The sequence below is a fragment of the Micromonospora marincola genome (assembly GCF_056150385.1).
In genome coordinates this window covers 594,104-620,329 of record NZ_JAXCFT010000002.1, presented here as the reverse complement: position 1 = coordinate 620,329, position 26,226 = coordinate 594,104, and the positions used below count along the sequence as shown (strand labels likewise).

At 72.3% G+C, this 26,226-nt stretch carries 24 protein-coding genes and 1 tRNA gene; 17 read left to right on the top strand and 8 right to left on the bottom strand.

Annotated elements, in window-relative coordinates:
* Positions 1-30: 30 nt before the first annotated feature.
* From SM450_RS07455 to SM450_RS07435, 5 genes are all read left to right on the top strand, one after another.
* The gene (locus SM450_RS07455) at positions 31-1,368 is read left to right on the top strand and encodes an acetyl-CoA carboxylase biotin carboxylase subunit (protein WP_474618910.1); all 1,338 of its coding nucleotides are present in this window, start codon (positions 31-33) and stop codon (positions 1,366-1,368) included.
* Positions 1,369-1,394: 26 nt separating this feature from the next.
* A complete protein-coding gene (locus SM450_RS07450) occupies positions 1,395-2,315 on the top strand; it encodes a hydroxymethylglutaryl-CoA lyase (RefSeq protein ID WP_474618909.1) in 921 nt (306 codons plus the stop codon).
* Positions 2,316-2,408: 93 nt separating this feature from the next.
* On the top strand, positions 2,409-3,941 hold the full coding sequence (locus SM450_RS07445) for an acyl-CoA carboxylase subunit beta (protein ID WP_474618908.1): 1,533 nt from the start codon (positions 2,409-2,411) through the stop codon (positions 3,939-3,941).
* Positions 3,942-4,058: 117 nt separating this feature from the next.
* The gene (locus tag SM450_RS07440) at positions 4,059-5,213 is read left to right on the top strand and encodes an acyl-CoA dehydrogenase family protein (RefSeq protein WP_474618907.1); all 1,155 of its coding nucleotides are present in this window, start codon (positions 4,059-4,061) and stop codon (positions 5,211-5,213) included.
* 101 nt (positions 5,214-5,314) lie between these two features.
* Positions 5,315-7,879, top strand: coding sequence for an ATP-binding protein (locus SM450_RS07435; RefSeq protein ID WP_474618906.1), 2,565 nt, complete (start codon positions 5,315-5,317; stop codon positions 7,877-7,879).
* Between the two features lie 221 nt (positions 7,880-8,100).
* Here the strand turns inward: SM450_RS07435 and SM450_RS07430 are convergent, their stop codons facing one another.
* On the bottom strand, positions 8,101-8,595 hold the full coding sequence (locus tag SM450_RS07430; RefSeq protein ID WP_474618905.1) for a MarR family winged helix-turn-helix transcriptional regulator: 495 nt from the start codon (positions 8,593-8,595) through the stop codon (positions 8,101-8,103).
* A 101-nt stretch (positions 8,596-8,696) separates the two neighbouring features.
* Here SM450_RS07430 and SM450_RS07425 point away from each other — a divergent pair, with 101 nt between their 5' ends.
* Both SM450_RS07425 and SM450_RS07420 read left to right on the top strand, forming a co-directional pair.
* Complete coding sequence (locus SM450_RS07425; protein WP_474618904.1) at positions 8,697-9,278, top strand: YceI family protein; 582 nt, start codon at positions 8,697-8,699, stop codon at positions 9,276-9,278.
* 255 nt (positions 9,279-9,533) lie between these two features.
* On the top strand, positions 9,534-11,012 hold the full coding sequence (locus SM450_RS07420; RefSeq protein WP_474618903.1) for a glutamate-cysteine ligase family protein: 1,479 nt from the start codon (positions 9,534-9,536) through the stop codon (positions 11,010-11,012).
* A 63-nt stretch (positions 11,013-11,075) separates the two neighbouring features.
* Here SM450_RS07420 and SM450_RS07415 read toward each other — a convergent pair whose 3' ends face one another.
* Positions 11,076-12,659 carry a hypothetical protein gene (locus tag SM450_RS07415; RefSeq protein ID WP_474618902.1) on the bottom strand — a complete coding sequence of 528 codons (1,584 nt, stop codon included), beginning with the start codon at positions 12,657-12,659 and terminating at the stop codon, positions 11,076-11,078.
* A gap of 91 nt (positions 12,660-12,750) precedes the next feature.
* Here SM450_RS07415 and SM450_RS07410 point away from each other — a divergent pair, with 91 nt between their 5' ends.
* Both SM450_RS07410 and SM450_RS07405 read left to right on the top strand, forming a co-directional pair.
* A complete protein-coding gene (locus tag SM450_RS07410) occupies positions 12,751-13,455 on the top strand; it encodes a PASTA domain-containing protein (protein WP_474618901.1) in 705 nt (234 codons plus the stop codon).
* Positions 13,456-13,565: 110 nt separating this feature from the next.
* Positions 13,566-14,552, top strand: coding sequence for a PASTA domain-containing protein (locus SM450_RS07405; RefSeq protein WP_474618900.1), 987 nt, complete (start codon positions 13,566-13,568; stop codon positions 14,550-14,552).
* Between the two features lie 3 nt (positions 14,553-14,555).
* Here SM450_RS07405 and SM450_RS07400 read toward each other — a convergent pair whose 3' ends face one another.
* Positions 14,556-15,002: a hypothetical protein gene (locus SM450_RS07400; RefSeq protein ID WP_474618899.1), complete on the bottom strand. Its 447-nt coding sequence runs from the start codon at positions 15,000-15,002 to the stop codon at positions 14,556-14,558.
* Between the two features lie 104 nt (positions 15,003-15,106).
* Positions 15,107-15,394, bottom strand: a complete 288-nt coding sequence (locus SM450_RS07395) for a hypothetical protein (protein WP_474618898.1) — start codon at positions 15,392-15,394, stop codon at positions 15,107-15,109.
* 498 nt (positions 15,395-15,892) lie between these two features.
* Between SM450_RS07395 and SM450_RS07390 the strand changes: the two genes are divergently transcribed.
* From SM450_RS07390 to SM450_RS07380, 3 genes are all read left to right on the top strand, one after another.
* On the top strand, positions 15,893-16,774 hold the full coding sequence (locus tag SM450_RS07390) for a helix-turn-helix domain-containing protein (RefSeq protein ID WP_474618897.1): 882 nt from the start codon (positions 15,893-15,895) through the stop codon (positions 16,772-16,774).
* Positions 16,744-16,965: a DUF397 domain-containing protein gene (locus SM450_RS07385; protein ID WP_474618896.1), complete on the top strand. Its 222-nt coding sequence runs from the start codon at positions 16,744-16,746 to the stop codon at positions 16,963-16,965. The genes SM450_RS07390 and SM450_RS07385 overlap by 31 nt, the downstream gene beginning before the upstream one ends.
* 150 nt (positions 16,966-17,115) lie before the next feature.
* Positions 17,116-17,520, top strand: coding sequence for a hypothetical protein (locus SM450_RS07380; RefSeq protein ID WP_474618895.1), 405 nt, complete (start codon positions 17,116-17,118; stop codon positions 17,518-17,520).
* On the opposite strand, the gene SM450_RS07375 is transcribed toward SM450_RS07380, so the two are convergent.
* The 4 genes from SM450_RS07375 to SM450_RS07360 form a co-directional block, all read right to left on the bottom strand.
* On the bottom strand, positions 17,488-18,099 hold the full coding sequence (locus tag SM450_RS07375) for a hypothetical protein (RefSeq protein WP_474618894.1): 612 nt from the start codon (positions 18,097-18,099) through the stop codon (positions 17,488-17,490). The genes SM450_RS07380 and SM450_RS07375 overlap by 33 nt on opposite strands.
* Before the next feature lie 90 nt (positions 18,100-18,189).
* On the bottom strand, positions 18,190-18,996 hold the full coding sequence (locus SM450_RS07370) for a WecB/TagA/CpsF family glycosyltransferase (protein ID WP_474618893.1): 807 nt from the start codon (positions 18,994-18,996) through the stop codon (positions 18,190-18,192).
* Positions 18,993-20,102 carry an NAD-dependent epimerase/dehydratase family protein gene (locus tag SM450_RS07365; RefSeq protein WP_474618892.1) on the bottom strand — a complete coding sequence of 370 codons (1,110 nt, stop codon included), beginning with the start codon at positions 20,100-20,102 and terminating at the stop codon, positions 18,993-18,995. Before SM450_RS07365 ends, SM450_RS07370 begins: the two co-directional genes overlap by 4 nt.
* A gap of 71 nt (positions 20,103-20,173) precedes the next feature.
* Positions 20,174-20,259: transfer RNA gene (locus tag SM450_RS07360), tRNA-Leu, on the bottom strand.
* A 208-nt stretch (positions 20,260-20,467) separates the two neighbouring features.
* Here SM450_RS07360 and SM450_RS07355 point away from each other — a divergent pair.
* From SM450_RS07355 to SM450_RS07335, 5 genes are read left to right on the top strand one after another with little or no spacing between them, the layout of a single operon-like run.
* Positions 20,468-21,274 carry an FhaA domain-containing protein gene (locus tag SM450_RS07355; protein WP_281590595.1) on the top strand — a complete coding sequence of 269 codons (807 nt, stop codon included), beginning with the start codon at positions 20,468-20,470 and terminating at the stop codon, positions 21,272-21,274.
* A 6-nt stretch (positions 21,275-21,280) separates the two neighbouring features.
* Complete coding sequence (locus SM450_RS07350) at positions 21,281-21,769, top strand: FHA domain-containing protein FhaB/FipA (protein WP_281585732.1); 489 nt, start codon at positions 21,281-21,283, stop codon at positions 21,767-21,769.
* Positions 21,766-23,205: a PP2C family protein-serine/threonine phosphatase gene (locus SM450_RS07345; protein ID WP_474618891.1), complete on the top strand. Its 1,440-nt coding sequence runs from the start codon at positions 21,766-21,768 to the stop codon at positions 23,203-23,205. Before SM450_RS07350 ends, SM450_RS07345 begins: the two co-directional genes overlap by 4 nt.
* 28 nt (positions 23,206-23,233) lie before the next feature.
* Positions 23,234-24,724 (top strand): FtsW/RodA/SpoVE family cell cycle protein, encoded by a 1,491-nt coding sequence (locus SM450_RS07340; protein WP_474618890.1) that lies wholly within the window; start codon positions 23,234-23,236, stop codon positions 24,722-24,724.
* Positions 24,721-26,226: a peptidoglycan D,D-transpeptidase FtsI family protein gene (locus SM450_RS07335; protein ID WP_474618889.1), complete on the top strand. Its 1,506-nt coding sequence runs from the start codon at positions 24,721-24,723 to the stop codon at positions 26,224-26,226. The genes SM450_RS07340 and SM450_RS07335 overlap by 4 nt, the downstream gene beginning before the upstream one ends.

The window sequence follows — 26,226 nt, the reverse complement described above, 5'->3', positions numbered from 1 at the left end:
GCGTTAAGAAGGGGCCCTTCCTTGCCGAACATGTTTGATTCGCTGCTGGTGGCCAACCGTGGGGAGATCGCGCGCCGCGTCATCCGCACCGCTCGGCGGTTGGGAGTGCGGGCGATCGCGGTGCACTCGGAGGCCGACGCCGACCTGCCGTTCGTGACCGAGGCCGACGAGTCGGTCTGCGTCGGCCCGGCCAACCCGGCGCAGAGCTACCGCAACGTCGAGGCGATCCTGGCCGCCGCCCGGAGCACCGGCGCCCAGGCGATCCACCCCGGCTACGGCTTCCTGTCGGAGAACGCCGACTTCGCCCGTACCGTCGAGGAGTCCGGCCTGATCTGGATCGGACCCGGCGCGGACGCGATCACCGCGATGGGCGACAAGATCAACGCCAGGAACCTGATGGCGGCGGCAGGCGTCCCGGTCGCACCCGGCACCACCGATCCGGCGGCCGACCTGGACGCGGCGGTCACGGCCGCCGCGGGGATCGGCTACCCGGTGATGGTCAAGGCCGCGGCGGGCGGCGGCGGCATGGGGATGGGCGTGGCCGCCGACGAGACCGCGCTGCGCACCGAGTACGACAAGGTCCGCGCGTTCGCGGAGCGGATGTTCGGCGACGGCTCGGTGCTGATCGAGCGTTACTTCCCCCGGGTACGCCACGTCGAGGTGCAGATCCTCGGCCTGGCCGACGGCCGGGTGGTGGCGCTCGGCGAGCGGGAGTGCTCGGTGCAGCGGCGCAACCAGAAGCTGGTCGAGGAGTCCCCGTCCCCGGCGGTCTCCCCGGCGCTGCGGGAGCGGTTCCTGGCGGCGGCGGTCCGGGCCGGCGAGGCGGTGGGTTACCGCAACGCGGGCACCGTCGAGTGTCTCCTCGATCCGGCCACGCAGGAGTTCTTCTTCCTGGAGATGAACACCCGGCTCCAGGTCGAGCACCCGGTCACCGAGTACGTCTACGGCGTCGACCTGGTCGAGGAGCAGTTGCGGGTGGCCGCCGGCCTGGCGCCCACCTTCGACCCGGACGCGCTCACCCCGCGCGGGCACGCCATCGAGCTGCGGATCAACGCCGAGGACCCGAAGCGTTTCCTGCCCGGCCCGGGCGCGATCCGGACCTGGGTGGAACCGGCCGGCGAGGGCGTACGTATGGATTCCGGCTACGTCGAGGGCAACACGGTCACGCCGTTCTACGACAGCCTGCTCGCCAAGCTCATCGTCGGCGGCGCCAACCGGGAGGAGGCCGTCGCGCGGGCCAGGGCGGCGGTCGCCCGGTTCGAGATCGCCGGGCCGAAGAACAACCTGCCGTTCTTCGCCGAGCTGCTGGAGAACCCGGAGTTCCTCTCCGGCGACTACGACACCGGCATCGTCGGCCGGATGCGCTGACGCTCGAATCGAGAGAGGTGAACCTGATGACGGAACTGCCGAAGTCGGTGAGCATCCGGGAGGTCGGGCCGCGTGACGGGCTCCAGAACGAGGAGCCCATCCCGACCGACGCCAAGGTACGGCTGCTCGACGCGCTGTCCCGGACCGGGGTACGGCGGATCGAGGCGGTCTCCTTCGTCCACCCGAAGGCGATCCCGCAGATGGCCGACGCGGACGAGGTGTGGCAGCGGGCGGAGCGGGCCGACGGGGTGCGCTACTCGGCGTTGGTGCCGAACACCCGGGGCGCGCGGCGGGCGCTTGATGCCGGCTTCACCGAGATCGAGGTGGTGGTGTCGGCGAGCGACACGCACAACCGGCGCAACGTCAACCGCTCGACCGACGAGTCGCTCGACGACATCGCCGAGCTGATCGACCTGCTGCACGGCGCGGGCGCGACGGCCGAGGTGATCGTGGCGACCAGCTTCGGCTGCCCGTACGAGGGGGACGTGGACCCGGAGCGGGTGGCCGGCATCGTGGACCGGGTGGTCCGGGACGGCGCGGACCGGGTGGCCTTCGGCGACACCACGGGCATGGGTACGCCCCGCCGGGTCCGCGAGCTGGTGACCGCGGTACGCGACCGCAACGCGCACGTCCCGGTGCTGCTGCACTTCCACAACACCCGGGGGACCGCCCTGGCCAACATGCTCACCGCGATGGAGCTGGGGATCACCGAGTTCGACGCCAGCGTCGGTGGCCTGGGCGGCTGTCCCTACGCCCCCGGGGCCAGCGGCAACCTGGCCACCGAGGAGGCGGTGCACATGCTGCACGACATGGGCGTCGACACCGGCATCGACCTGGACGCCCTGATCGAGGCGGCGGAACTGGCCGAGCACCTGGTCGGCAAGAAGCTCCCGTCCGGCGTCCTCCACGCCGGCCCCCGTACCCGCCTCACTCCCCGGCCCGCTTGACCTTCGGCCCCCGCTCCCTCCGGGGTCGCCGGAGAGGGCGGGGGTGAGGTAGCCTAACGATCGTTCAGGTCGGTGGGCGGTGAGGGAGTCGGCGTGACGCTCGACGGTGAGGCTCTGGAGCAGCTACGCAAGCGCGCCCGTGCCGGCGGTGCGGACAAATACCACGCGGCCAACGCCACCAAGGGGAAGCTCTTCGCCCGCGAGCGCGTGGCCTACCTGGTCGACGAGGGTTCCTTCGTCGAGGACGGGCTCTACGCCAACGCCATGGCCGACGGACTGCCCGCCGACGGGGTGGTGACCGGCACCGCGACCATCGACGGCCGGCCGGTCTGCCTGATGGCGAACGACTCCACGGTCAAGGCCGGCAGTTGGGGCGCGCGCACCGTCGAGAAGATCATCCGGATCATCGAGCGGGCCTACACGACCAAGGTGCCGATGGTCTACCTGGTCGACTCCGCCGGCGCCCGGATCACCGACCAGGTCGACCTCTTCCCGGGCCGGCGCGGCGCCGGGAAGATCTTCTGGAACCAGGTCCGGGCCTCCGGCGCCATCCCGCAGGTCTGCGCGCTGTTCGGGCCGAGCGCGGCGGGCGGGGCGTACATTCCGGCGTTCTGCGACGTGGTGGCCATGGTGGACGGCAACGCCAGCATGTATCTCGGCTCCGACCGGATGGTCCAGATGGTCACCGGCGAGAAGACCACCCTGGAAGCGATGGGCGGGGCCAAGGTGCACTGCGCCGAGTCCGGCGTGGGTCACTTCCTCTGCAAGACCGAGGCCGACGCGCTGGACGTGGTGAAGACCTACCTTTCCTACCTTCCGGCCAACTGGACCCAGGCGCCGCCGGCCGCCGAGGCGAAGCCGGCGCCGGAGAAGGCCGACCTGGCCGCGCTGGTCCCGGCCAGCGAGCGGCAGGCGTTCGACATGCGCCGGTACGTCAAGGGGCTGCTCGACGAGGGCAGCTTCTTCGAGATCCAGGCGCTCTGGGCCAAGGAGCTGACCATCGGCTTCGGCCGGCTGAACGGCGAGGTCGTCGGCGTGGTCGGCAACAACTCGATGTTCAAGGGCGGGGTGCTCTTCGTCGACTCGGCCGACAAGGCGACCCGGTTCGTGCAGCTCTGCGACGCGTTCAACGTGCCGCTGCTGTTCCTGAGCGACGTGCCCGGCTTCATGGTCGGCAGCGCGGTGGAGAAGCAGGGCATCATCCGGCACGGCGCGAAGATGATCACGGCGATCTCCGAGGCGACCGTACCCAAGATCTGCGTGGTGGTCCGCAAGGCGTACGGCGCGGGTCTCTACGCGATGGCCGGCCCCGGCTTCGAGCCCGACGCCACCATCGCGCTGCCCACCGCGAAGATCGCGGTGATGGGCGCGGAGGCAGCGGTCAACGCGGTCTACGCCAACAAGATCGCGGCCATCGCCGACGAGGTCGAGCGGGCCGCGTTCGTCGCCGCGAAGCGCGAGGAGTACGAGCGCGACATCGACGTCGTCCGGCTCGCCAGCGAGCTGGTGGTGGACGCGATCGTCGAGCCGCACGAGCTGCGGGCCGAGCTGGTCCGCCGGTTCGCCGCGGCCCGCACCAAGGAGCGGCACTTCTCCCACCGCCGCCACGGCGTAACCCCCGTTTGACCGGTAAGGAAGGGGCCCCGCTTAACGCCTGGTGTATAGGAGGGGGCCCCTCCTAACGCTTCAGCCGCTCCCGGCGTCACGAGCGCCAGGCGGCCCGCCCCTTCCAGGAGGATCGAGATGGACTACCGGCTCAGCGACGAGCAGGAGGCGCTGCGCGAGAGCGTCCGGGAGTTCGCCCGCGAGGTGGTCGCCCCGGTGATCGGCGAGCACTACGAGCAGCACACCTTCCCCTACGAGATCGTCCGCCAGATGGGCAAGATGGGGCTGTTCGGGCTGCCGTTCGGCGAGGAGCACGGCGGCATGGGCGGCGACTACTTCGCGCTCTGCCTGGCGCTGGAGGAACTGGCCCGGGTCGACTCCAGCGTGGCCATCACGCTTGAGGCGGCGGTTTCGCTCGGCGCGATGCCGATCCACCGCTTCGGCACCGAGGAGCAGAAGGAGCGGTGGCTGCCGAAGCTGCTCAGCGGCGAGGCGCTCGCCGCCTTCGGGCTGACCGAGCCGGGCACCGGCTCGGACGCGGGCGGCACCCGGACCCGGGCGGTGCTCGACGAGGCGACGAACGAGTGGGTGATCAACGGTTCGAAGGCGTTCATCACCAACTCCGGCACCGACATCACCGCGCTTGTCACGGTCACCGCGGTCACCGGCACCAAGCCGGACGGCAGCAAGGAGCTGTCGACGATCATCGTGCCGTCCGGCACGCCCGGCTTCACTGTCGCGCCCGGCTACTCGAAGGTCGGCTGGACCGCCTCGGACACCCACGAGCTGACCTTCGACGACTGCCGGGTGCCGGCGGAGAACCTGCTCGGGGCACGCGGCCGGGGCTTCGCCCAGTTCCTGCGCATCCTGGACGAGGGGCGGATCGCCATCGCCGCGCTCGCCGTCGGCCTGGCCCAGGGCTGCGTCGACGAGTCGGTCAGGTACGCGAAGGAGCGTCAGGCGTTCGGCCAGCCGATCGGCAACTACCAGGCGATCCAGTTCAAGATCGCCGACATGGAGCTGAAGGCGCACATCGCCCGGCTGGCCTACTACGACGCCGCCGCCCGGATGCTTGCCGGCGAGCCGTTCAAGCGGCAGGCCGCGATCGCCAAGTTGCACGCCAGCACGGTCGCGGTGGACAACGCCCGGGAGGCGACGCAGATCCACGGCGGCTACGGCTTCATGAACGAGTACCCGGTCGCCCGCTTCTGGCGCGACTCGAAGATCCTGGAGATCGGCGAGGGCACCAGCGAGGTGCAGCGCATGATCATCGCGCGCGATCTCGGCATGTGACCGACCCTCGACTCAGCCGTCTGTCGGATATCGGCGTCGGACGGTCGGGTCATTGACGCTGGACTGTGGAGCGTCAGATCCCATCCGTACTCTTCGTGCCCATGACTCCGGACCATGATCGTTCACGGAGCCCGGGTGGCCGGACGCCGCTGTCCGACCTGTTGCGCGGGCACCGGCTCGGCGCCGGCCTGACCCAGGCCGAGTTGGCAAGCCGGGCCGGCGTGGGTGTGCGGACCGTCCGCGATCTGGAGCGGGGCCGGGCGACCCGGCCCCAACGCACCACCGTCGGCCTGCTCGCCGACGCGCTCGGCCTGACCGGCGCGACCCGGCGGGAGTTCGTCAGCACCGCCCGGCCCGCGCCGACCACCGCGCCGACCACCGCGCCGGCCTCGGAGCCGACCGGGGCCAACCCCGATCCGGGTACGCCGATCGCGCTGCCCCAGCCCGTGCCGCTGCTCGGCCGGGAACACGACGTGACCGAGGTGTCCGCGCTGCTCGACGCCCATCCGGTGGTGAGCCTGGTCGGGCTGGCCGGGGTCGGGAAGACCGCGCTCGCGCTCACCGTCGCCCACGCCGTCGCGGACCGGCATCCGGCCGGCGTGGCCGGGGTGCTGGCCGGCGAGGGCTCGGACGCCGCCGACGTGCTCGCCGCCTCGACGGCGGTGTTCGGCGTGAGCCGCCTGGCCGACCTGGCCTGTCGGCTCGGCGGCCGGCCGGCGCTGCTGCTCGTCGACGCCGTCGAACGGGCGCCCGGGCCGGTGGCGGAGGCGCTGCGGTCCCTCACCGCCGCCGCGCCGACGCTGCGGGTGCTGGTGACCGGCCGCCGACCGCTCCGGCTGTCAGGCGAACTGGTCCGGCCGGTGTCGCCGCTTGACGTGCCGCCGGCCGGGGCCGAGCCGGCGGACCGGTCCGAGCTGGCCCGCTGGCCCGCCGCGGCGCTCTTCGCCGCCCGGTTCACCCAGGCTCGGCACGCGCCACCCGCACCGGCGGAGCTGCCGGCGCTCGCCGCGCTGGTCCGCCGCCTCGGCGGCCTGCCCCTGGCCATCGAGCTGATGGCCGCGCGGGGCCGCATCCTCGACGTCCCCGAACTGCTGGACCGGTACGGTGACCGGGTCCTCGACCTGGCCGGTGTACGCCCCGGCTGGGAGCCCGCCGACCCGGCCGCCGGCACGGTGACGTTGCGCGAGGCGGTGGCGACGAGCTACCACCTGCTCGCTCCCGCCGAGCGTCGGGCGCTGCGCCGGCTCTCCGCCTTCCGCAACCGCTGGTCGGTCGAGTTGGCCGAGGAGTTGCTCGCCGACGGCGGCGAACGGTGGGACGCGGTCCCGTTGCTGGACCGGCTACGCGAGTTGGGTCTGCTCAGTGTTCGGGGCACCGGCCCGTTCCGGTTCCGGCTGCTGGACGCGGTCCGTGACTTCGCGGCCGAGCAGGCCGAGGTGGAGGGTGAGACGGCGGGCATCCGGCTGCGACACGCGTCGGTGGTCGCCGGCCTGGTCCGGCGTACCGCGCCGGGTCTGGTCGGCGCGGAGCTGCCCGGCACGGTGCACCTGCTCGACGAGGCGACCGGCGACATCGGTGCCGCGCTGGCGTACGCCGCGCAGGAGGCTCCGGGGACCGCGCTGCTGTTGGCCGCGGCGCTGCCCCGGTGGTGGCGGCTGCGCGGGCGGGACGTCTCCGGTCGCCGGTGGCTGCGCCGGCTGCTCGCCGATCCGCGTACGGCCGACGCGCGACAGGCGTTGCGGGCCTGGGCGCTGCTCGGCGCGGCGCGGCTGGCCGTCGAGCACGGGGCGGGGCCGGAGGAACTGCCGGCGGCCCGGGCGGCACTTGCGACCTTCGCCGAGATCGGCGACGTGACCGGGGAGTTGTCCGCCCGGTCGGTGCTCTGCGCGGTGCTGCGCGGGCTCGGCGCGCACGACGAGGCGCGGGAGCAGGCCGAGGCGGCGCTGGCGCTGGCCACCCGACACCAGCGGGTACGCGAGGTGGCGATTGCCCAGCACCACCTGACCTGGCACGACGTGCGCGTGGGGGAGCTGGCCGGTGGTCGGCGGCGGCTGGCCACCGTCGACCGGTTGGCAGCGCAGTGCGGTGACCAGCGGCTCCGTCTGCTCGGCCGGGCCGATCTGGCGGAGCTGACCAGGCTGGAGGGCCGTTACGCCGAGGCGGCCGAGCAGGGGCGGCGGGCGGCGTCGGCGCTTGTGGAGTTGGGTGATCCGGGGCGGCTGCGCCGGACGATCGGTTCGGTCGGGCTGGCGCTCGCGCTCGACGGGCGCGACGACGAGGCGTTGGCGGTGGTGGCCGAGGTGTGGCCGTCCAGCCCGGTGCCGGGTCCGCGCCGGCCGCCCGCCGGGGAGAGGTGGGACTCGCCCGGATGGGGCCGGAACGCGCACACGGAGGACGCGCTCCGCGCGTTGATCGAGGGTCAGGTGGCGTTGCACCGGGGAGACCGGGAGCTGGCGGCGGAGTGGTTCGCCGCGGCGGCCGAGGCCGCTGCCGACGGCGCGGACCGGCGGGACCTGGTCGAGGCGCTGGTGGGGTTGGCGGCCAGCACCGACGATCCGACCGTGCTGGACCGGTTGGACCGCGCGCGGCAGGTGACAGGCGTCAGCCTGTTGCCACGGGAGGAGGAACTGCTCTCGCCACTGCGGGAACGCGCTCGACGGGCGTGAGCGGGAGCCGGTGCGGTGGAGGGCGCGGGGGTGGCGCGAGCGAAGTAGCCCCCTGGTGTTGCCCCTCGCTCCACGCTCGCGCCAGCACCCCCCGGTGCCCCCCGCGCCTGGAAGCCTATCCAGGTGCGTAGACCAGTTGATACGTCTATATCCGCTTTTGCCCCGGTGATCGGGTGGTTCTGCCGGTCATTCTGCCGGTGACCGGCGGGTAACAGCGGGGGTCAGCAGGCGTCGCTCCCGGCCGGTTCGGTGCTGCCGGCGGTGGCACCCGGGTGGACCGCGTCCCGCACCCGACGCAGCCCGTCCAGGAGCCCGGCGAGTTGAGCTGGTTCGAGCTGGCCGGTGAACCACTGCTCGATGATCTTCAGGTGGCCGGGGAGCGTCTCGTCCAGCCGGTCCAGGCCCGAGGCGGTCACCACGGCGAAGGAGCTGCGCCGGTCGGAGGGGCAGGCCCGGCGGCGGATCAGGCCGTCCCGCTCCATCCGGTCGACGACGCGGGTGACCCCGCTCGTCGACAGCGAGGTCTGTGCCGCCAGATCGGTCATCCGTAGCTGGTTGTTGGGCGAACGGGCGAGCCGGGTCAGCACCTCGAACTCGACAGGCGAGAGCCCGTGCTCCTCGAACTGGGCGGCGAACCGGGCGGAGAGCCCGGCGTGTGCCTCGTAGAGCAGGCCGACGGCGGTGATCCGGGGGTCGTCGAACACGTTCTGGTCCACGTCACCATCCTAGCAGCACTTGACACAGGGAATATTGCTGTAGCTATAGTTGCTTAGTCAGCCGTTGGGCTACTAAACAATCTTCTCCGGAGGAACGCATCATGACCAGCAGCACCGAGGCGACTACCCGCGACTGGGAAGGCCTCACCATCCCGGCCCCCGGCACGTACCTCCTGGACGCCGCGCACAAGCGCGTCGGCTTCGTCGCACGGCACATGATGGTCAGCAAGGTACGCGGTGAGTTCGCCGACGCCACCGCCACCATCACCGTCACCGACGACCCGCTCCAGTCCTCGGTCACGGCCAGCATCCAGGCCGCCAGCATCAACACCGCGCAGGCGGACCGGGACGCGCACCTGCGCAGCCCGGAGTTCCTCGACGCCGAGCAGTTCCCGACGCTTGAGTTCCGCAGCACCGGCGTGAAGTCGCGTGAGAGCAACGAGTTCGTGCTCACCGGCGAGCTGACCGTGAAGGGCGTGACCCGCCCGGTGGACCTCGAGGTCGAGTTCGAGGGCGTCGGCCGCAGCCCCTTCGGGCAGGACATCTTCGGCTTCTCGGCGCACACCGAGATCGACCGGGAGGACTTCGGCCTGACCTGGAACGTCGCCCTGGAGACCGGTGGCGTCCTGGTCGGCCGCAAGGTCAAGATCGAGATCGAGGGCGAGGCCATCCGCCAGGGCTGAGCCCTCGCGCCAGGCCCACGGGCCCGCACCGTCAGTCGACGGCGCGGGCCCGCCCGCGTGTCCGGGGGCCGTGCCAATTGTCACGTGATGTTCGCAGGTTAACCGCGCTGCTTCGGGCGGCGGCTGGGTACAGGTGCTCCACCTACGTCCGACCCGGGGTTCGCCGGGCCGGACGTACTTACGCACACCACGTGGATGGTTCACAATGCGTTGCGGAACGCCAACGGTTCCGTGGCACCGGCGCCGGGAGGACACATGGGCAAGGACGTCGAGCAGGGCGCCTTCACCCGCGAGGATCGGGTCCGCTACCGGCAGAAGGTCCGGCGCTGCCTGGACGTCTTCGCGCTGATGCTCGACGACTTCGGTTTCGACGCCGCCCGGCCGATGACCGGGCTGGAGATCGAGCTGAACCTGGTCGACGCCGCCGCCGAACCGGCCATGCGCAACGACCAGATCCTGGCCGACATCGCCGACCCGCTGTTCCAGACCGAGCTGGGCCAGTTCAACCTGGAGCTGAACGCCTCACCCCGGCTGATCGAGGGCGCCGGATTCACCGACTACGAGCGCGACCTGCGCAGCAGCCTCAGCCGCGCCGACGAGCGGGCCGCCAAGTCCGACGCCGCCCTCGTCATGGTGGGCATCCTGCCCACGCTCACCGAGCGGCACCTGGTCGCCGACAACCTCTCCACCGACGCGCGCTACCGGGTGCTCAACGACCAGATCGTCGGCGCCCGGGGCGAGGACATCGAGCTGGACATCAACGGCGTCGAGCGGCTGCGGACGCACACCGACTCGATCGCGCCGGAGGCCGCCTGCACCAGTCTCCAGTTTCATCTCCAGGTCGCCCCGGACAGCTTCGCCGACCACTGGAACGCCGCCCAGGCGATCGCCGGCGTGCAGGTCGCCCTCGGCGCCAACTCGCCGTTCCTCTACGGCCGGCAGCTCTGGGCGGAAACCCGGATCGCCCTCTTCGAGCAGGCCACCGACACCCGGCCCGACGAGCTGAAGGCCCAGGGCGTACGCCCGCGGGTCTGGTTCGGCGAGCGCTGGATCACGTCGATCTTCGACCTGTTCGAGGAGAACGTCCGCTACTTCCCGCCGCTGCTGCCGATCTGCGAGGAGGAGGACCCGGTCGAGGTGCTGCACGCCGGCGGCGTGCCCCAGCTCGGCGAACTACGGCTGCACAACGGCACCGTCTACCGCTGGAACCGCCCGGTCTACGACATCATGAACGGCCTCCCGCACCTCCGGGTGGAGAACCGCGTCCTGCCCGCCGGCCCGACCGTGGTGGACATGCTCGCCAACGCCGCGCTCTACTTCGGCCTCGCCCGCGGTCTCGCCGAGGCCGACCGCCCGATCTGGAGCCAGCTCACCTTCAGCTCCGCCGAGGAGAACTTCCACGCCGCCGCCCGGCGCGGCATCGACGCGGTGCTGCACTGGCCCGGCCTCGGCGACGTGCCGGTCACCACGCTCGTGCTCGACACGTTGCTGCCGGTGGCCGCGCAGGGGCTGGACCGGTTCGGCGTCGCGCCGGCCGAACGCGACCGCCTCCTCGGCGTGATCGAGGGACGCTGCCGTACCGGCCGTAACGGCGCGGTATGGCAGACCGAGGCGGTGTGGGCGGCCGAGCGGCACCGTGGGATGGACCGAAAGGCGGCGCTACACCACATGGTCCAGCGCTACGCCGAACTCCAGCGCGCCAACGACCCCGTCCACACCTGGCCGGTCGAGTAAGGCGGGGCCCCCTGTTAACGCCTGCGGTATAGGAGGGGCCCCCTCTTAACCGCTGGCAGGGGATCAGCGGCGGCCCTCGGGGGCCGACTCGTCCGTGCCCGGCTTCTCGTCCCGTCGGCCGGCGGGATCGTCGGCCGGCACATCCTCGGGCTGCCGCTGCCGTGGCGTCGCCCGGCCGCGACGGTCGGCGCCGGACCGCGCGGCGCTACCCGGCGACGAGGGCGGCTCGTCGGCCACCCGGCTGGTGGAGCCCACCGTCGCGTCCGGCTTCGCCGCGGCCGTCGACCGCGGACGGGGGCCGGCCGGCGTCCCCGGAGCGGGGCCATTCTCAGTCCGCCGATCCGGGCCGGCGGTCGTCTCCAGCCCGGGGCCGGCCGCCACCGTCTCCGGCCCGACACTGGCCGCCCTCCCGGGATCACGGCCAACGGGCGTCGTGGTCGCGGTCCGATCGTCGGGCGAAGCGGCCGTGCGAGGCTCGACCTCGGGCCGGTCAGCGAGGGTCGACCCGGCTGCGGCGCGACGACGGAAGAACCGCCCGCCGGGCTTCTTCCCGCCGCCGGCCGGTTCCGCCGCCGCGCGCCCCGGCTCCGCATCCGCGCTCCCGGGTTCCGCCGCTGTGTCCGACGGCTCCCCCGCTGCGCCCGACGGCTTTCCCGCTGCGCTGCCCGGCTTCGCGTCTGCGGCTGCCGGCTCCGCCTCCCCGCGCTGGGCTGGCACGGTGGCCGGCTCCCCGGCGAGTTCACCGGACCCGGTCACCGGTGCGCCGTCGGCTGCCCGGCGGTCGGCCCGCTGGGCCAGCGCGGCCACCAGGACCGAGCCGCCCACCCCGGCGATCACCGCGTACGGGGCGATCAGGTGGGCCGACAACTGCTCGGCGGCGATGCCGGCCAGCCGCGGGACGGCCAGCAGGTACGCCAGTGCGACAAGCAGCGGGCCGGCCGCACCGGAGGCGGCAGCGCCGATCCGCACCCGCGGCGATCGAGCCGCGCGTCGGGCGGCCAGCACTCCGATCACCAGTGCCGAGCACAGCGAGAGCAGCGCACCAGGCCAGTAGAAGTAGTCGCGGATCCAGAACCGCGCGCTGTCCGCGCTGATCTGCCAGATGCCGAGCTGGGCGGTGCTCAGGCCACGACCGGAGAGCACCCCGTCCACCACCGACACCACGGCGAGCAGCCAGAGCCAGCCCGTGGTGGCGATCAGGTTGGTGGCGGCGGCACGTGTGTGCAGCGCCCAGGTCGCCAGCAGCACCCCGAGCACCAGCCCCGCCGCGGCGTACGCGGCGGCGACGGTCTGCGGCGCCGAGGTGTCCGGCACCCGGGCGGCTCGGGCCGGCACCGCCACCAGCAGCACTGTGACAAGCGCGCCCACACCTGCGGCGAGTGCGAGCCCCAGCCGGGGCAGGGTGCCCGACGGCTGGTCGCCGCCGCGTAGGTGCTGGGCGCAGACCGCGCCGGCGATGACCGAGGTCGCGGCGATCCAGGTGGCCCAGGCGAGGCTCGCCACCCAGGCCGACTCGACCCGTACCGCGCCGGTGGGCGCCCAGTTGATGATGCCGAGCCCGTAGCCGAAGCCGAGCTGCGCGGCGCCTGCGCCGGCAGCCACGCCGAGCGCGGCGGCGGTCGATCCTCCCCAGCCTCGTCTGGACATGCCGGGCAGCGTAACGTCCCGAGGTCGGCCCGGCGAGTCGTGGGAGCGCCGACCGGCCGTGGGTGGCTTGGGGGCACCGGCTACGGTGCCGGTGACTGAGGCGGGAGACGCGATGACGGACGAGCGGCAGCCGGTACGCGACGAGAACGGTCCGAACCGGACGCGGCTCTTCGTCGGCGGTGCCCTGGCGGTGGTCCTGCTGGCGGTCATCGGTGCCAGCACCGGCTGGATCCTGGCCGGCGAGTCGGACCAGCCGTCCGCTTCGTCCGAGCCCACGCCACCGGCGGCGACTCCGTCGTCCGGCCGGTCCGAGAGCGTGCCTGCCGACGACCGCCCCACCCCCGGGGACGGCCCGACGGGCACCCGGTCGACCACTCCGGCCGGTCTCACGGTGCCGGAGCTGGTGGGCACCGACTTCGAACGCGCCCGGCAGGAGTTGCGCGACCGTCGGCTCGGCTGGCGGCTGGTGTTCGGGAGCGGCTCGGGCCGTGCGGTGGAGCGCACGTCACCGTCGCCCGGTGCCCCGGTGAAGCGCGGTGTCACAGTCACCGTCTGGGTCGCCGGTCCGGCGCCGGCGGTCACGGTGCCCGACCTGGACGGTCGGGCCTGCTCCGACGCCGCCGACGACCTGGTGGAGGCGGGGCTCTATCCCCGTTACCGCACCGGCCGTCAGGGATCGGTCACCGCGCAGGATCCGGCCGCCGGGGGCACCGCCCGTTGGAACGACCAGGTCGCGCTGACCTGCGGCGACGCGCCTCCGGGTACGCCGACGACCAGCCCGCAGCCGACGCCCTGACGGATCGGTCCGGCCGGTCGGCGCGCTGATCCCGGCCGGCGTGGCCGTGGAACGCTACCGTGGACGATCGAGGGCCGTGTGCCCCGTCCCGGTGGGGGAGGACGTGTGCCATGAGCGACGACCGTCAGCAGTCACCCGCCGGCGACATGGACGACGCGACCCGTGCGCTTCCTCCGGACCGCAGCGGCGACGCCACAGGCGTCCCACCCCCGGGCGGGGCTGCCGCCGGCGACGACCCCGACGCGACCCGGGCGATGCCGTCGGACCGGTCCGCGGCCGACGCCGACGCGACCCGGGCGCTGCCCCGGGAGACGGCCGGTCAGGACGCCGACGCGACCCGGGCGATGCCCCGGAACGCGGCCGGTCAGGACGCCGACGCGACCCGGGCGATGCCTCGGAACGCGGCCGACGCCGACGCCACGCGGGCGATGCCCCGGAACGCGGCGGGGGACGGGGCGAACGCCACCCGCCCCCGGCCTCTCGACGCCACCAGCCGCCAGGAGACGGTCGGCGGCGGGGCCTGGGCCGGCCGGGCCGGGGTGCCGCCGCCGCGTCCGGCCGGCTATCCGGAGCCGGGCGCCGAGTGGTACGGCGACGAGCAGGTCGGGCGTCGCTGGTGGATGCCGATCCTGCTGGGAATCCTGGCTCTGATCCTGATCGGGCTGATCGCGGCGGGGGTCTGGTTGGCGTTGCGCGCCGCGGACCGCGACTCCGGTCCGGGCACGTCACCGTCGGCGTCGCCGAGCACCTCCGCGTCGCCGAGTGCCACGCCGACGAGCGCGTCGCCGAGCAGCTCTCCGTCGAGCACACCGTCGGCCACGACGGCGGCGGAGGTGCCGATGCCGCCGTTGGTGGGGCTTCCGGAGGGTGTCGCCCGGTCGGCGCTTGATCAGCTCGGGATTGACTACCGGGTGCAGCGCCGGCCGTCGGACCGGCCGGCCGGGACCGTGATCGCCACGGATCCGGAGGCCGGTTACTCCGTGGGCGAGGGTGAGCGGGTCACGATCGTGGTGGCCGCGCCGGCGGCGCCCACGACCGGCGCGCCGACGACCGGTGGGACCAGCCCTTCCGCGCCGGCCACCTCCGCCACGCCCTGACGGTCACCACTGTCGGCGGCGGGTGCCGACCAGGCCGAGCCCGGCCAGCGAGATGGCGAGCCCGAGCAGCCCGGAGTAGAACAGCGACCGGCCGGGGTCGGTCGACGTGAGGGGACGGTCGGCAAGTGTGCCCTCCCCGGCGCCGGCGCCGGCACCGGCCTGGTCCGAGTCGGGCGACACGTCGGCACCACCCGCCGCCGGCGGCTCGTCCTCGCCCGGCTCGGCGTACGCGGGCTCGTCCGCCGCCGGATCGGTGGCCGACCGGGCGTCCGCACCGGCCACGGTGATCGCCGGGGCCGGTACGGGGTCGGCGAGTGGCCCGGTGGCGGAGAAGGCCGGGTGGCGGGCCGTGAGCGCGATGGCGATCGCGAACCCGAGGAAGGCGAAGAGCCCGAGGGCGTAGCCGACGCGGGACCTGTGGTGCCGCCGCGCGGCGGGCAGTTTGACCATGACCATCCCTGGTTCAGGGTCCGTGGCGCGCGGGGTGGAACGTGCCGGGGTGGGCGTACTGATTCTATGGCTCCGGCACGCCCACCCGGACGGGAATCCTGAGGTCAGCCCACTCGGACCGGGGTCCGGGTCACCGGACGCCTGGCGGTGCGGACGGTGTGCTGACGAGGGGTCGGCCCGGCTTGGACCTGCCGCAACCCCTCCTGTTGTACGAAGATCGACCGTCTGTTGACCGCGTCCCCCGCCGCGTTCAACTCGTAGCCGTCGAGCCAGATCCAACCGTCGTAGGTCGGCCAGTCGAGCACCCGGATCATCCGGAACATGATCGGTCGGAAGAACTGGACACTCGCCGCACGTGTCACGTGCAGTACGTCACCGGAGCGGGGAAGCACATGGGCTCCTGGGAGGGTTCGGCCGGCGACCGGGGCGCCGGCGAGGTTGAACGGGGGTCGGATGCGGTCCGGTGACGGGGGTTCTGCCTGGTGGACCGGCGTTCAGTGGGTCGGTGCTGGTCGGGTCGTACCCGCGGTGGCGGACCGCCACCCGACCATCACCCGGCTGCTCCCGGTTGCCGCTCCCGCCGCCGCAGCCGAGCTGGCGTGCAGCGGCGGGGTCTTCATTCCGGTGCAGGACGCGCACGGCGCGGGACGATTCCCCACCGGCCACGCCCCGAGATCAAGCGAAGACGGTGAGTAACCCGCGCCATACGGACAGAGTGCATCAGCCACGTGCGACATGCAAGTTGCACGTCGACTTTTGCCGATAGGTGAGCGGGACACGTGAACGAGGCGCTTGATGCGTCAGGTATCCGAGCGGCACACTGGACGGCGGTTTCGCCCGTCGCGGCCGGTCGAGGACCGGCACCCCCTGCCGTGCACTGAGGAGACTTCGTGAGCGAACGGCGCAGCCCGACCATCCGCCGGCGCCGACTCGGGGCCGAACTCCGTCGGCAGCGCGAGGCGGCCGGCATCACCATAGAGGCGGTCGCCGAGCAACTTGAGTGCTCGGCGTCGAAGGTCTCCCGGATCGAGACCGGGCACACCACCGCGACGCCACGCGACGTGCGGGACATGCTCCGCATCTACGGGGTGGTCGGCGCGGAGAGCGACGAGTTGGTGCAGATCGCCCGCGAGGCCCGACAGAAGGGCTGGTGGCATCCGTACAGCACGGTGCTGGTCGGGGCGTACGTCGGCCTGGAGGCGGCGGCCAGCACGATCCGGGCCTACGAGCAGCAGGTCGTGCCGGGTCTGCTGGAGACCGAGGAGTACGCCGGCGCGATGATCCGCGCCGCCCGGCCGGACTTCACCGCCGATCAGGTCGACCAACGGGTGCGTGTCCGATTGGGTCGTCAGTCGTTGTTGACCCAGGACGATCCGGTCGATCTGTGGGTGGTGCTCGATGAAGCGGTGCTGAGCCGGCCGGTTGGTGGCGACGCGGTGATGCGTGGCCAACTCAGGCGGTTGGTGGAGGTGGCCGAACTGCCGAACGTGACGGTGCAGGTCCTGCCCTTCGAGGTGGGAGCGCACGCCGGCATGGACGGGACCTTCTCCATCCTCGGCTTCCCCGAACCGAGTGATCCCGATGTCGTGTACGCGGAGAACGCCACGGGTGGGCTCTTCCTGGAGAAGAGCGACGAACTGCAGAAGTACAGCTTCATCTTCGATCACATTCGAGCAGCGGCCATTCGACCGGAGGAGTCCGTCGCACACATCGCGAGACTGGCAGAGGAGCCGCTGTGGAAATGGCGACCAAGGAGTTCCCCGTGGACCTGACGCAGGCGACGTGGTTCAAAAGCTCGAAGAGCGGGCCGAACTGCGACAACTGCGTGGAGGTCGCTTACGTGACCGGGGCGGTCGGCGTCCGGGACTCGAAGGACAAGGCCGGTCCGGCCCTGGTCTTCGCCCCGGGTGACTGGCACGCCTTCGTCGCCCGCGCCAGGGGCGGGGCCTTCGGCCAAAACTGATCGGTACCCCGGAAGCACGGTCCCGTCCGGCAGCGTCGCCGGGCGGGACCGTTCTCGTCCGCGTGCCGGCGACGCCTGTCACCCGTCGCCAGTTCCGTTCCGCCTCGTTGAACCGCACGGATCGGCAACCGAACGAGGCAGGCGAGACGGATGACGACGATCGGTTCAGAGAATCTCACCAACGGCCCAGGCAAGCCCGAGCGGTTCGGTGGCAAATACCGTGGGGCCCGCCGGGACACCGTCCTCACCGAGGTGGTCTCCGGTGACGGCGACGAACCCGCCGGGCGGGACGCCGGCGTGCCGGAACAGCAGGCCCCGGCGCTCTCCCTGCCGTCGCTCGACCCGAACCCGCTCACCGAGCCGTCCTTCCCGCCCAGCGGCTGGCCGGTGGAGCAACCGGAGTCCCTGGTGGATCATCCGCTGCTGCGTGGCCTGCTGCTGGAGTTGCCGCCCAGAGGCAGCGTGCCCCCGCCCGGCTGGCTCGACCGCTGGTTCGAGGCGACCCGGGCGATCCTGGAACTGCTATACGTGCAGGGCGCGAGCCGATCGCGCTGACACCGCCGACACGCCGGTCGCCGGTTGCATGGCCCGCTCGGCGAGCCGGCTGTGCCGCAGCGCGTGGCGTACCCCGATCGCGGACACACCGAGCACCGCGACGGTGATCGCCGGGCCGGCCACGCCCGGCGCGGCGAACAGGTCGACCCCGACGGCCGGAAGCACGGCGACGAGCATCGCGAGCGCGGTCGCCTGGAGCGGGAGCGCGATCAGCGGGTGCGCGGCGGCGGCCCGCAGCGCGTGCGGGGCCGGGGTTTCCGGCGCGGCGGTGAAGGCGCCCGCGCCGGCCCGCAGCCGCCGGATCCGGCGTACCGCGCAGGCCCCGACGACCGCCGCCGGCACCGCCGCGACGGCGAGCCCGGAGGCGGCCCGGTCGATCGCGGTGTCACCGGCGCTCTGGAGGCCCGCGGCGAGGACCGCCGCGGTGAGCGCGAGGCCGGTCAGCACCAGGGCGGACAACCATCGGGTACGCCGCCGCAGCGACCGGGCGCGATCCAGCCCGGGCAGGCCCTCCGCGACCAGGCCGGCGGCCAGCCATACGGCGGCGACGGGAAGCAGCACGGCGAGATGGTCATCCATGGCCATCAGCCTTGCCCACTTCGACGCCCACCGAATCCGGGGCGGCACCCCGCTTACCCCCGAACGTTCTCCCGTAGGGGGCGTCGCCGGTCAGACGTCGAAGGTGGCGGGGCGTTCGGTGGCGGGCGCCGGCGGCGTCGCCTTCCACAGGCCGGTCTTCTGCGCGGCCAGCCGGGCCAGGTAGGCCGGGTTGAGGATGACGTAGCGGCGCCACAGCCGCTTCGGTTCCAGGCCGAGCCGCCAGAACCACTCCAGGCCGGCGCGCTGCATCCACGGTGGTGGGTTGCGCAGCAGCCCGGCGTGGTAGTCGAACGCCGCGCCGACCGCCATCAGCGGCATGTCCAGCAGCGGTCGCATGGCGTACGCGAAGACCTCCTGCCGGGGGCAGCCCAGGCCCACCAGGACGAGGCGGGCGCCGCTGCTCTTGATCCGGTCGGCGATCTCGGCGTCCTCACCCGGGTTGGCCGCCCGGAACTTGGACGGCTCGACGCCGGCGATCTTCAGTGCGGGGAACGAGCGCTCCAGCGCCGGAATCAGCCGGGCCAGGGTCTCCTCCGTGGAGCCGTAGAGGTAGACCGGCAGCCCTTCGTCGGCGAACCGGGCGAGCACCCGGAGGGTCAGCTCCGGGCCGTAGACACGGTCGGTGAGGCCGGCGCCGTGCAGCAGGTTGAGCGCCCAGCGCACCGGCTGCCCGTCCGGGGTGACCACGTCGAACGAGTTGAGCCGGGCGTTGTGCGCCGGGTCGAGCACGCCTGTCATCACGCCGTGCACGGCCAGCGCGGTCAGCGCCAGCGGCCGGCGCTCGCGGGCGGCGTCGACCACGGCCTCGGTGGCCCGGGCGTAGTCGGTGGCGTCGACCCCGACGCCGAGCACGTTGCGCTTGGTGTCGGAGGTCATGCCTTCGGCACCCACTTGTCGACGTTCGCCTCGTAGATCTCGCGGAGGATCATCGGTGCGTCGTAGGTGATCTTCCAGGAGGGGTAGTGCTCCTCGAACCGGGCCATGCTACTGACGTACCACTGGTGGTCGCCGGTGCGGGCCTGCTCGACGTAGTTGATCCGCGCCTCGCGGCCGGTGATCTCCTGGGCGACCCGGAACGCCTCGATGTGCGAGGTGTTCGAGTGCCGGCCGCCACCGAGGTTGTAGACCTGGGCGGAGCGGGGCTCGCGGAAGAACGCCTCGAACGCGGTGAGCACGTCGTGGGAGTGGATCGCGTCCCGGACCATCTTCCCCTTGTAGCCGAAGAGGTTGTACGTCCGGCCCTCCATCACGCACCGCATCAGGTACGCCAGGAAGCCGTGCAGCTCCGCCGCGGAGTGCGCCGGGCCGGTGAGCGTGCCGCCCCGGAAGCAGGCGGTCTTCATGTCGAAGTAGCGGCCGTACTCCTGGACCATCACGTCCGCCGCGACCTTCGAGGCGCCGAAGATCGAGTGCAGCGACTCGTCGATCGACATGTCCTCGGTGATGCCGCCGTACCAGTGGTGGTCCTCCGGCAGCTCGTAGCGGGTCTCCAGCTCGATCAGCGGAAGCGTGTTCGGCCGGTCGCCGTAGACCTTGTTCGTGGAACAGTGGATGAACGGCGCGTCGATCGCGTGCCGCCGGGTGTTCTCCAGCACGTTGAGCGTGCCGCCGGCGTTCACGTCGAAGTCGGTGTACGGCTCCTTGGCGGCCCAGTCGTGGCTGGGCTGTGCGGCGCTGTGGATCACCACGGCGATGTCCCGGCCGTAGCGGGTGAACACCTTCTCCAGGCCGTCCCGGTCCCGGATGTCCACCGCGTGGTGGGTGTACGCCGGCCCCAGGTCGGCGGCGAGCCGGTCGAGGCTCCAGGCGGTCGAGCCGTCCTCACCGAAGAAGTATCGCCGCATGTCGTTGTCGATGCCGACCACGTCGAGGCCGAGGCCGGCGAAGTGCCGGGCCGCCTCGGAGCCGATCAGACCGCCGGAACCGGTCACCAACGCGACACTCACACGCCACTCCTGGTCCATGGGAGGCAGGGAAACCATCGGAGCATAGCGTGACGTCCGGTACGCCCCGATACGGCGCGAGGGCCCCGCGGTCTGCGGAGCCCTCATCGTGGTGGGGATGGGGGGAGTTGAACCCCCACGTCCTTTCGGACACACGGACCTGAACCGTGCGCGTCTGCCATTCCGCCACATCCCCGTGGCTGACCCGGGACACCCTATCCCACCCCGTGCCCGCCTTCTGCGGCGAGTGCCGGGACATACTACGCTGTCCACTGGTCATGCCACGAGCGGTCACCGTCCGTGGCGGACGAAACTGTAGCACGCTCGCGGGCCCGGTCACGAACGGGTCGACGGCAGCCGGCCGAGCGGCGTGTGAGCTGCGGAGGCGGTGTCCGGATACCATCATTGCCTCGGGACCCGAGGAGGAGCCGGTGAGCGTGCTGCAACGCTTCGAGAAGCGTCTGGAAGGCCTGGTCGAGGGGGCCTTCGCCAAGGTCTTCAAAGGGGTGGTCCACCCCGTGGAGATCCTCAACGCCATGCAGCGGGAGGCCGAGGCGCACAAGGCGATCCTGGCCGGTGGGCGCACGTTGGTGCCCAACCGCTACGTGATCGATCTCTCGCCCTACGACCACAGTCGGTTGGCGCCGTACGCCGCCGCGCTGGCCCAGGAGCTGGCCCAGTCGCAGGCGGAGTTCATCGGCGAGCAGGCCTGGACGGTCTACGGCGACGTGATCGTCGAGGTCGAACGTGGTGAGGGACTGGACACCGGCATGTTCCGGGTGACCGCCGAGGTCTACACCGGCGGCGACGTCGCCCCGGTCTCCGCGCCGGGCGGCTACGACTCCGGCGGTGGCTACGACGCCGGCCCGGCGTACCCGGCCTATGACCAGGGCGGCGGCTACGGTCCCCCGCCCGGCCAGGGCGGTGGCCGCAACGTTCGCCTGGTCTCCGGCGACGGCCGCACCTATCCGCTCCAGATGGGCTCGACCGTGATCGGCCGCGGCGACCAGGCCAACCTGCGCCTGCCCGACGTCGGCATCTCCCGGCGGCACGCCCGGCTGGACTTCGACGGCGGCCAGGTCGTGCTGACCGACCTGGGCTCGACGAACGGCACGATGGTCAACGGCCAGCGGGTGTCGGCGGTCGCGCTCAACCCCGGCGACATGATCCAGCTCGGCACCACGACGCTGACCTTCCGCGTGGACGGCTGATCCCCGTTGCCGGAGCTCGTCATCACCGTTGCCCGGTTCGGCTTCCTGATCCTGCTGTGGATCTTCGTCTTCACTGTGGTCGGCGTGATCCGCCGGGACCTCTTCGCGGGGGCCCGGTCGGGTCGGCTGGTGGCCGCGCCACGCGGGGTCGGCGCGTCGACCGGCCAGCCCGCCGGTAAGCCCGCGAAGGCGAAGCGGGGTCGCGCCGCCCACCAGATGGTGGTCACCGCAGGTCAACTGGCCGGCACCCGGATCACCCTCGGGGAGGCCCAGATCACGATCGGGCGGGCGGAGGACTCGACCCTGGTGATCACCGACGACTACGCGTCGGCGCGACACGCCCGGCTCGTGCCCCGTGACGGGCAGTGGTACGTCGAGGACCTCGGATCGACTAACGGCACGTACCTCGATCGCGCTAAGGTCACCGGACCAACCCCCGTCCCCCTCGGCGTGCCGATCCGGATCGGCCGCACTTCCCTCGAATTACGGCCATGACTCTGACCCTGCGCTACGCGGCCCACAGCGACCGCGGTCTGATCCGAGACGGCAACCAGGATTCCGTCTACGCCGGACCGCGGCTACTCGCCGTTGCCGACGGCATGGGCGGCATGGCCGCCGGTGACGTCGCCAGCAATATCGTCATCGGTGCCATGGCGCCCCTCGACGAGGACGTCCCAGGTGACGCCCTCGTCGACGCGCTCCGATCCGCCGTGGGCACCGCCAACCAGCAGCTCCGCGACACCGTGGACGCCAATCCGCAGTTGGAGGGGATGGGCACGACGCTCACCGCGACCCTCTTCTCCGGCAGCAAACTCGGCATGGTCCACATCGGTGACTCGCGGGCCTATCTCCTGCGCAACGGTGAGTTCGCGCAGGTCACCAAGGACGACACCTACGTCCAGATGCTCGTCGACGAGGGCCGGATCAGCGCCGAGGAGGCGAGCAGCCACCCCCAGCGCTCGTTGCTCACCCGCGCGCTCGACGGCCGTGACATCGACCCGGAGTACAGCGTCCGCCAGGTGCTGCCCGGCGACCGCTACCTGATCTGCTCCGACGGCCTTTCCGGCGTGGTGAGCGCGGACACCATCGGCGACACCATGCGGGAATATCCCGACCCGCAGCAGTGCGTGGAGCGTCTGGTGCAGCTCGCGCTCCGTGGCGGCGGCCCGGACAACATCACCGTGATCATCGCCGACGCGACCGACCAGGACATCGTCGAGGCGTCCCCGATCGTCGGCGGCGCCGCCGCCCGGGACCGGGGCATGGCGACGTCGGCCGACGACTCCACGCCGGCGGCCCGCGCCTCGGCGTTGTCCGCCCCGCGCGCGCCCGCGCCGGAGGAGCCGGCCGACAACCGCGACGACGAGCCCGAGCAGCGTCGGCGGAAGCCGCTGCGGACGGTGGCGATGGCACTCGCCCTGGCGGTGATCGTCGGGGGCGCCGTCTTCGGCGGCTGGACCTACACCCAGCGGCAGTACTACGTCGGCGCCACCGACGACGGCCAGCTCGCGGTCTTCCGCGGGGTGCCCGGCCAGGTCGCCGGGCTCGACCTGTCGGACGTGCACGAGCGCAGCGGCTCCCGGCTCGACGACCTGACGCTTGCCGCCCAGGAGCGGGTGAAGCAGGGCATCCAGGCGAAGAGCGAGCCGGACGCCGAACGCCGGCTGGCGGAGCTGACAAGCGACGATCCGGCCAACCCGAACCTGAAGCCGCTCTGCCCGCCCGGCCCGACGCCCGGGCCGACCCCGGTGACGACGGCGACCCCGGTGTCCCCGGCGCTCAGCCCCAGCGCCGTTTCGCCGACCCCGGTGCCCGGCACGCCCACACCGGTGGCCGGCACGCCGACGCCGACGTTGACCATCACGCCCGACGCCGTGACCTCCGACACCGTTCCGCCGGCCGATCCCGCCGGTTGCCGGTCGCCGGAGTGAGCGCCGGCTCGATCCCGAGGAATCATCCGTGACCGCAGCCGCCGCACCGGCAGCCTCGCCCGCCTCGACGGGCGAGCAGTCCGGCGTACGCCTGGCCCGGTCCCGGCGCAACGCCGAGTTGTCCCTGCTCCTACTCGCCATGGTGCTGGTGGCTGCCTACGCGGCGATGGTCGAGGCGAAGGCGCTCGACACGGTCACCCCGGACTTCTGGATCCCGGCCGCCGCGCTGGGGCTGGTGTTCCTGGGCCTGCACCTGGTGATCCGCTGGCTGGCGCCGTTCGCCGACCCGGCGCTGCTGCCGGCGGTGGCCCTGCTCAACGGCATCGGGGTCGGCTTCCTGCGGCGTTACGACCTGGCTCAGGCCGCGCCGGCGGAGCGGGAAGACCTCGCCATCTTCGCCGGCACCGGTGGCCGCCAGCTCGCCTGGACGCTCGCCGCGGTGGTGCTCGCCGCCGCGCTGCTGGCGATCCTGCGTGACCACCGCACGCTGTCGCGGTACGCGTACACCCTGGGGCTTGCCGGCATCGTGCTGGTGATGATCCCGGCGGTCCTGCCCGGTCGGTTCTCCGAGATCAACGGCGCCAAGCTGTGGATCCGGCTCGGCGGGTTCCAGATCCAACCGGGTGAGTTCGCCAAGCTCGCCCTGCTCACCTTCTTCGCCTACTACCTGGTGCGCAAGCGCGAGGTGCTCTCGCTGGCGAGCCGGCGGGTGCTCGGCATCGACTTCCCGCGCGGGCGCGACCTCGGCCCGGTCCTGGTGGTCTGGATGATCAGCATCCTGGTGCTGGTCTTCGAGAAGGACCTGGGCACCTCACTGCTCTACTTCGGCATGTTCGTGGTGACGCTCTACATCGCCACCGAGCGGGTGAGCTGGCTGCTCATCGGTCTGATCCTGTTCTTCGGCGGCGCCTACCTGGCCTACCTGCTGGGCAGCACCGTGGGTGGTCCGTTCGCCAACTTCTACGACCGGGCGCAGATCTGGCTCGACCCGTTCGCCGAGCCGTACGACCGCGGTTACCAGTTGGTCCAGGGCCTGCTCACGCTCGGCACCGGCGGCCTGTTCGGGGCCGGGCCGGGCGGTGGCCAGCCGACGCTGCTGCCCGAGGTGCAGACCGACTTCATCTTCGCCGGGATCGGTGAGGAGATCGGCCTGTTCGGCCTCTCCGCACTGCTCGTGGTCTATCTGCTGATCGTCGAGCGGGGCCTGCGGGCCGCGCTTGCGGTGCGGGACTCGTTCGGCAAGCTGCTCGCCGGCGGCCTGGCGTTCACGCTCGGCCTCCAGGTCTTCGTCATCGTCGGCGGGATCAGCAAGCTCATCCCGCTGACCGGGCAGACCACCCCGTTCCTCTCCGCCGGTGGCTCCTCGCTGATGGCGAACTGGCTGCTGATCGCGGTGCTGCTGCGGGTCTCCGACGGTGCCCGCCGACCGGTGACCGGGGGCGGTGGCTCGGCGGCCCGGCCCGCCGGTGGCCCGCCCGAGCAACTGCACGGTGCCCCGACGGAGGTGATCCGGCCGTGAACGCGCCCCTGCGCCGCGTCGGTGTGGTCGTGATGATCCTGTTCGGGTTGCTCTTCGCGAACCTGAACTGGATCCAGGCCTACAAGGCCGACGAATACCGCACCAGCGACTACAACGGCCGGGTCCAGGTCGCCGAGTACGACCGCAAGCGCGGCAACATCGAGGTCGGCGGCACCGCGTACGCGCTCAGCAAGGAGACCGGCGGGGAGCTGAAGTACCTGCGCACCTATCCCCAGGGGGAGATGTACGCGCACGTGCTCGGCTGGAAGCCGGTGAACGGCAGCGCGAGCGGCATCGAGCGGTTGGAGAACGACTTCCTCGCCGGCACCAGCGACGCGCTCATCGCCAACCGGATCAAGGACATGTTCACCGGTGACGAGACCGGTGGCGGCAACGTGCTGCTGACCCTCTCCAAGCGGGCCCAGGAGACGGCGTTCAAGCAGCTCAACGACAACGAGGTCGGGGCGAAGAAGGGCGCGGCGATCGCGATCGACCCGCGTACCGGCGCGGTGCAGGCGCTTGTGTCGATGCCGAGCTTCGACCCGAACCCGCTGGCGAGCCACTCCAGCACGGAGGCCGACCGGGCCTACAACGCGCTGGAGAAGGACAAGGACCGGCCGCTCGCGAACCGGGCGCTGTCCGAGGTGCTGCCGCCCGGCTCCACCTTCAAGGTGGTCATGGCCGCGGCGGCGCTGGAGAACGGCATCGGCCAGCAGACCCAGATCCCGGCCGGGTCGAGCTACACCGCGCCCGGCGCCGGCAAGCCGATCAGGAACGCGGCCCCGTCGATCTGCCCGGAGTCGCAGGTGACCCTGCGGGATGCGGTGACCGAGTCCTGCAACACCGGCTTCGCCCAGCTCGGCGTGCGCCTCGGGGCGGACAAGGTCAAGGAGAAGGCCCAGCAGTTCGGCTTCGAGCAGGAGGACCTCACGGTCGGCCAGCTCGGCGAGGGCGGCCTGCCGGTGGCGGCCAGCCGCACCGGCGACATGCAGAACCCGGACGGCAGCACCGACCCGGCCGCGCTGGCGCAGTCGTCGATCGGCCAGAACAACGTGCGGATGACGCCGTTGCAGGGCGCGCTGATCGCCGCCGCGGTCGCGAACGGTGGCAGCCAGATGCGCCCGTACCTGGTGAAGCAGCTTCTCGGGCCGGACCGCACCACGGTCTACGACGCCGCCAAGCCGCGTGAGCTGCGTCGCCCGGTCAGCGGCCAGGTCTCCGCCGACCTGCGCGACATGATGCAGAACGTGGTGAAGGAGGGCACCGGCCGCCGGGCCGCCATCGACCGCTTCGTGGTCGGCGGCAAGACCGGCACCGCCGAGTCCGGCCCGGACACGCCGGACCACGGTTGGTTCATCGGGTTCGCGCTTGACAAGGACGGCACGCCGCTCTCCGCGGTCTGCGTGGAGCTGGAGCAGGCCGGCAGCGGCGGCAGCTCCGAGGCGGCCCGGATCGCCGGCCGGATCATGGCGGCGGCCATCGCGGATTCCGGGAGGCGCTGA

Coding starts and splice junctions, on each gene's coding strand:
- SM450_RS07415 (WP_474618902.1), bottom strand. CDS start 12,659: ATGTCCAGACGAGGCTGGGGAGGATCGACCGCCGCCGCGCTCGGCGTG.
- SM450_RS07345 (WP_474618891.1), top strand. CDS start 21,766: ATGACTCTGACCCTGCGCTACGCGGCCCACAGCGACCGCGGTCTGATC.
- SM450_RS07400 (WP_474618899.1), bottom strand. CDS start 15,002: ATGGTCAAACTGCCCGCCGCGCGGCGGCACCACAGGTCCCGCGTCGGC.
- SM450_RS07370 (WP_474618893.1), bottom strand. CDS start 18,996: ATGACCTCCGACACCAAGCGCAACGTGCTCGGCGTCGGGGTCGACGCC.
- SM450_RS07365 (WP_474618892.1), bottom strand. CDS start 20,102: ATGGTTTCCCTGCCTCCCATGGACCAGGAGTGGCGTGTGAGTGTCGCG.
- SM450_RS07405 (WP_474618900.1), top strand. CDS start 13,566: ATGAGCGACGACCGTCAGCAGTCACCCGCCGGCGACATGGACGACGCG.
- SM450_RS07440 (WP_474618907.1), top strand. CDS start 4,059: ATGGACTACCGGCTCAGCGACGAGCAGGAGGCGCTGCGCGAGAGCGTC.
- SM450_RS07425 (WP_474618904.1), top strand. CDS start 8,697: ATGACCAGCAGCACCGAGGCGACTACCCGCGACTGGGAAGGCCTCACC.
- SM450_RS07380 (WP_474618895.1), top strand. CDS start 17,116: ATGACGACGATCGGTTCAGAGAATCTCACCAACGGCCCAGGCAAGCCC.
- SM450_RS07455 (WP_474618910.1), top strand. CDS start 31: ATGTTTGATTCGCTGCTGGTGGCCAACCGTGGGGAGATCGCGCGCCGC.
- SM450_RS07420 (WP_474618903.1), top strand. CDS start 9,534: ATGGGCAAGGACGTCGAGCAGGGCGCCTTCACCCGCGAGGATCGGGTC.
- SM450_RS07450 (WP_474618909.1), top strand. CDS start 1,395: ATGACGGAACTGCCGAAGTCGGTGAGCATCCGGGAGGTCGGGCCGCGT.
- SM450_RS07385 (WP_474618896.1), top strand. CDS start 16,744: ATGGCGACCAAGGAGTTCCCCGTGGACCTGACGCAGGCGACGTGGTTC.
- SM450_RS07375 (WP_474618894.1), bottom strand. CDS start 18,099: ATGGATGACCATCTCGCCGTGCTGCTTCCCGTCGCCGCCGTATGGCTG.
- SM450_RS07435 (WP_474618906.1), top strand. CDS start 5,315: ATGACTCCGGACCATGATCGTTCACGGAGCCCGGGTGGCCGGACGCCG.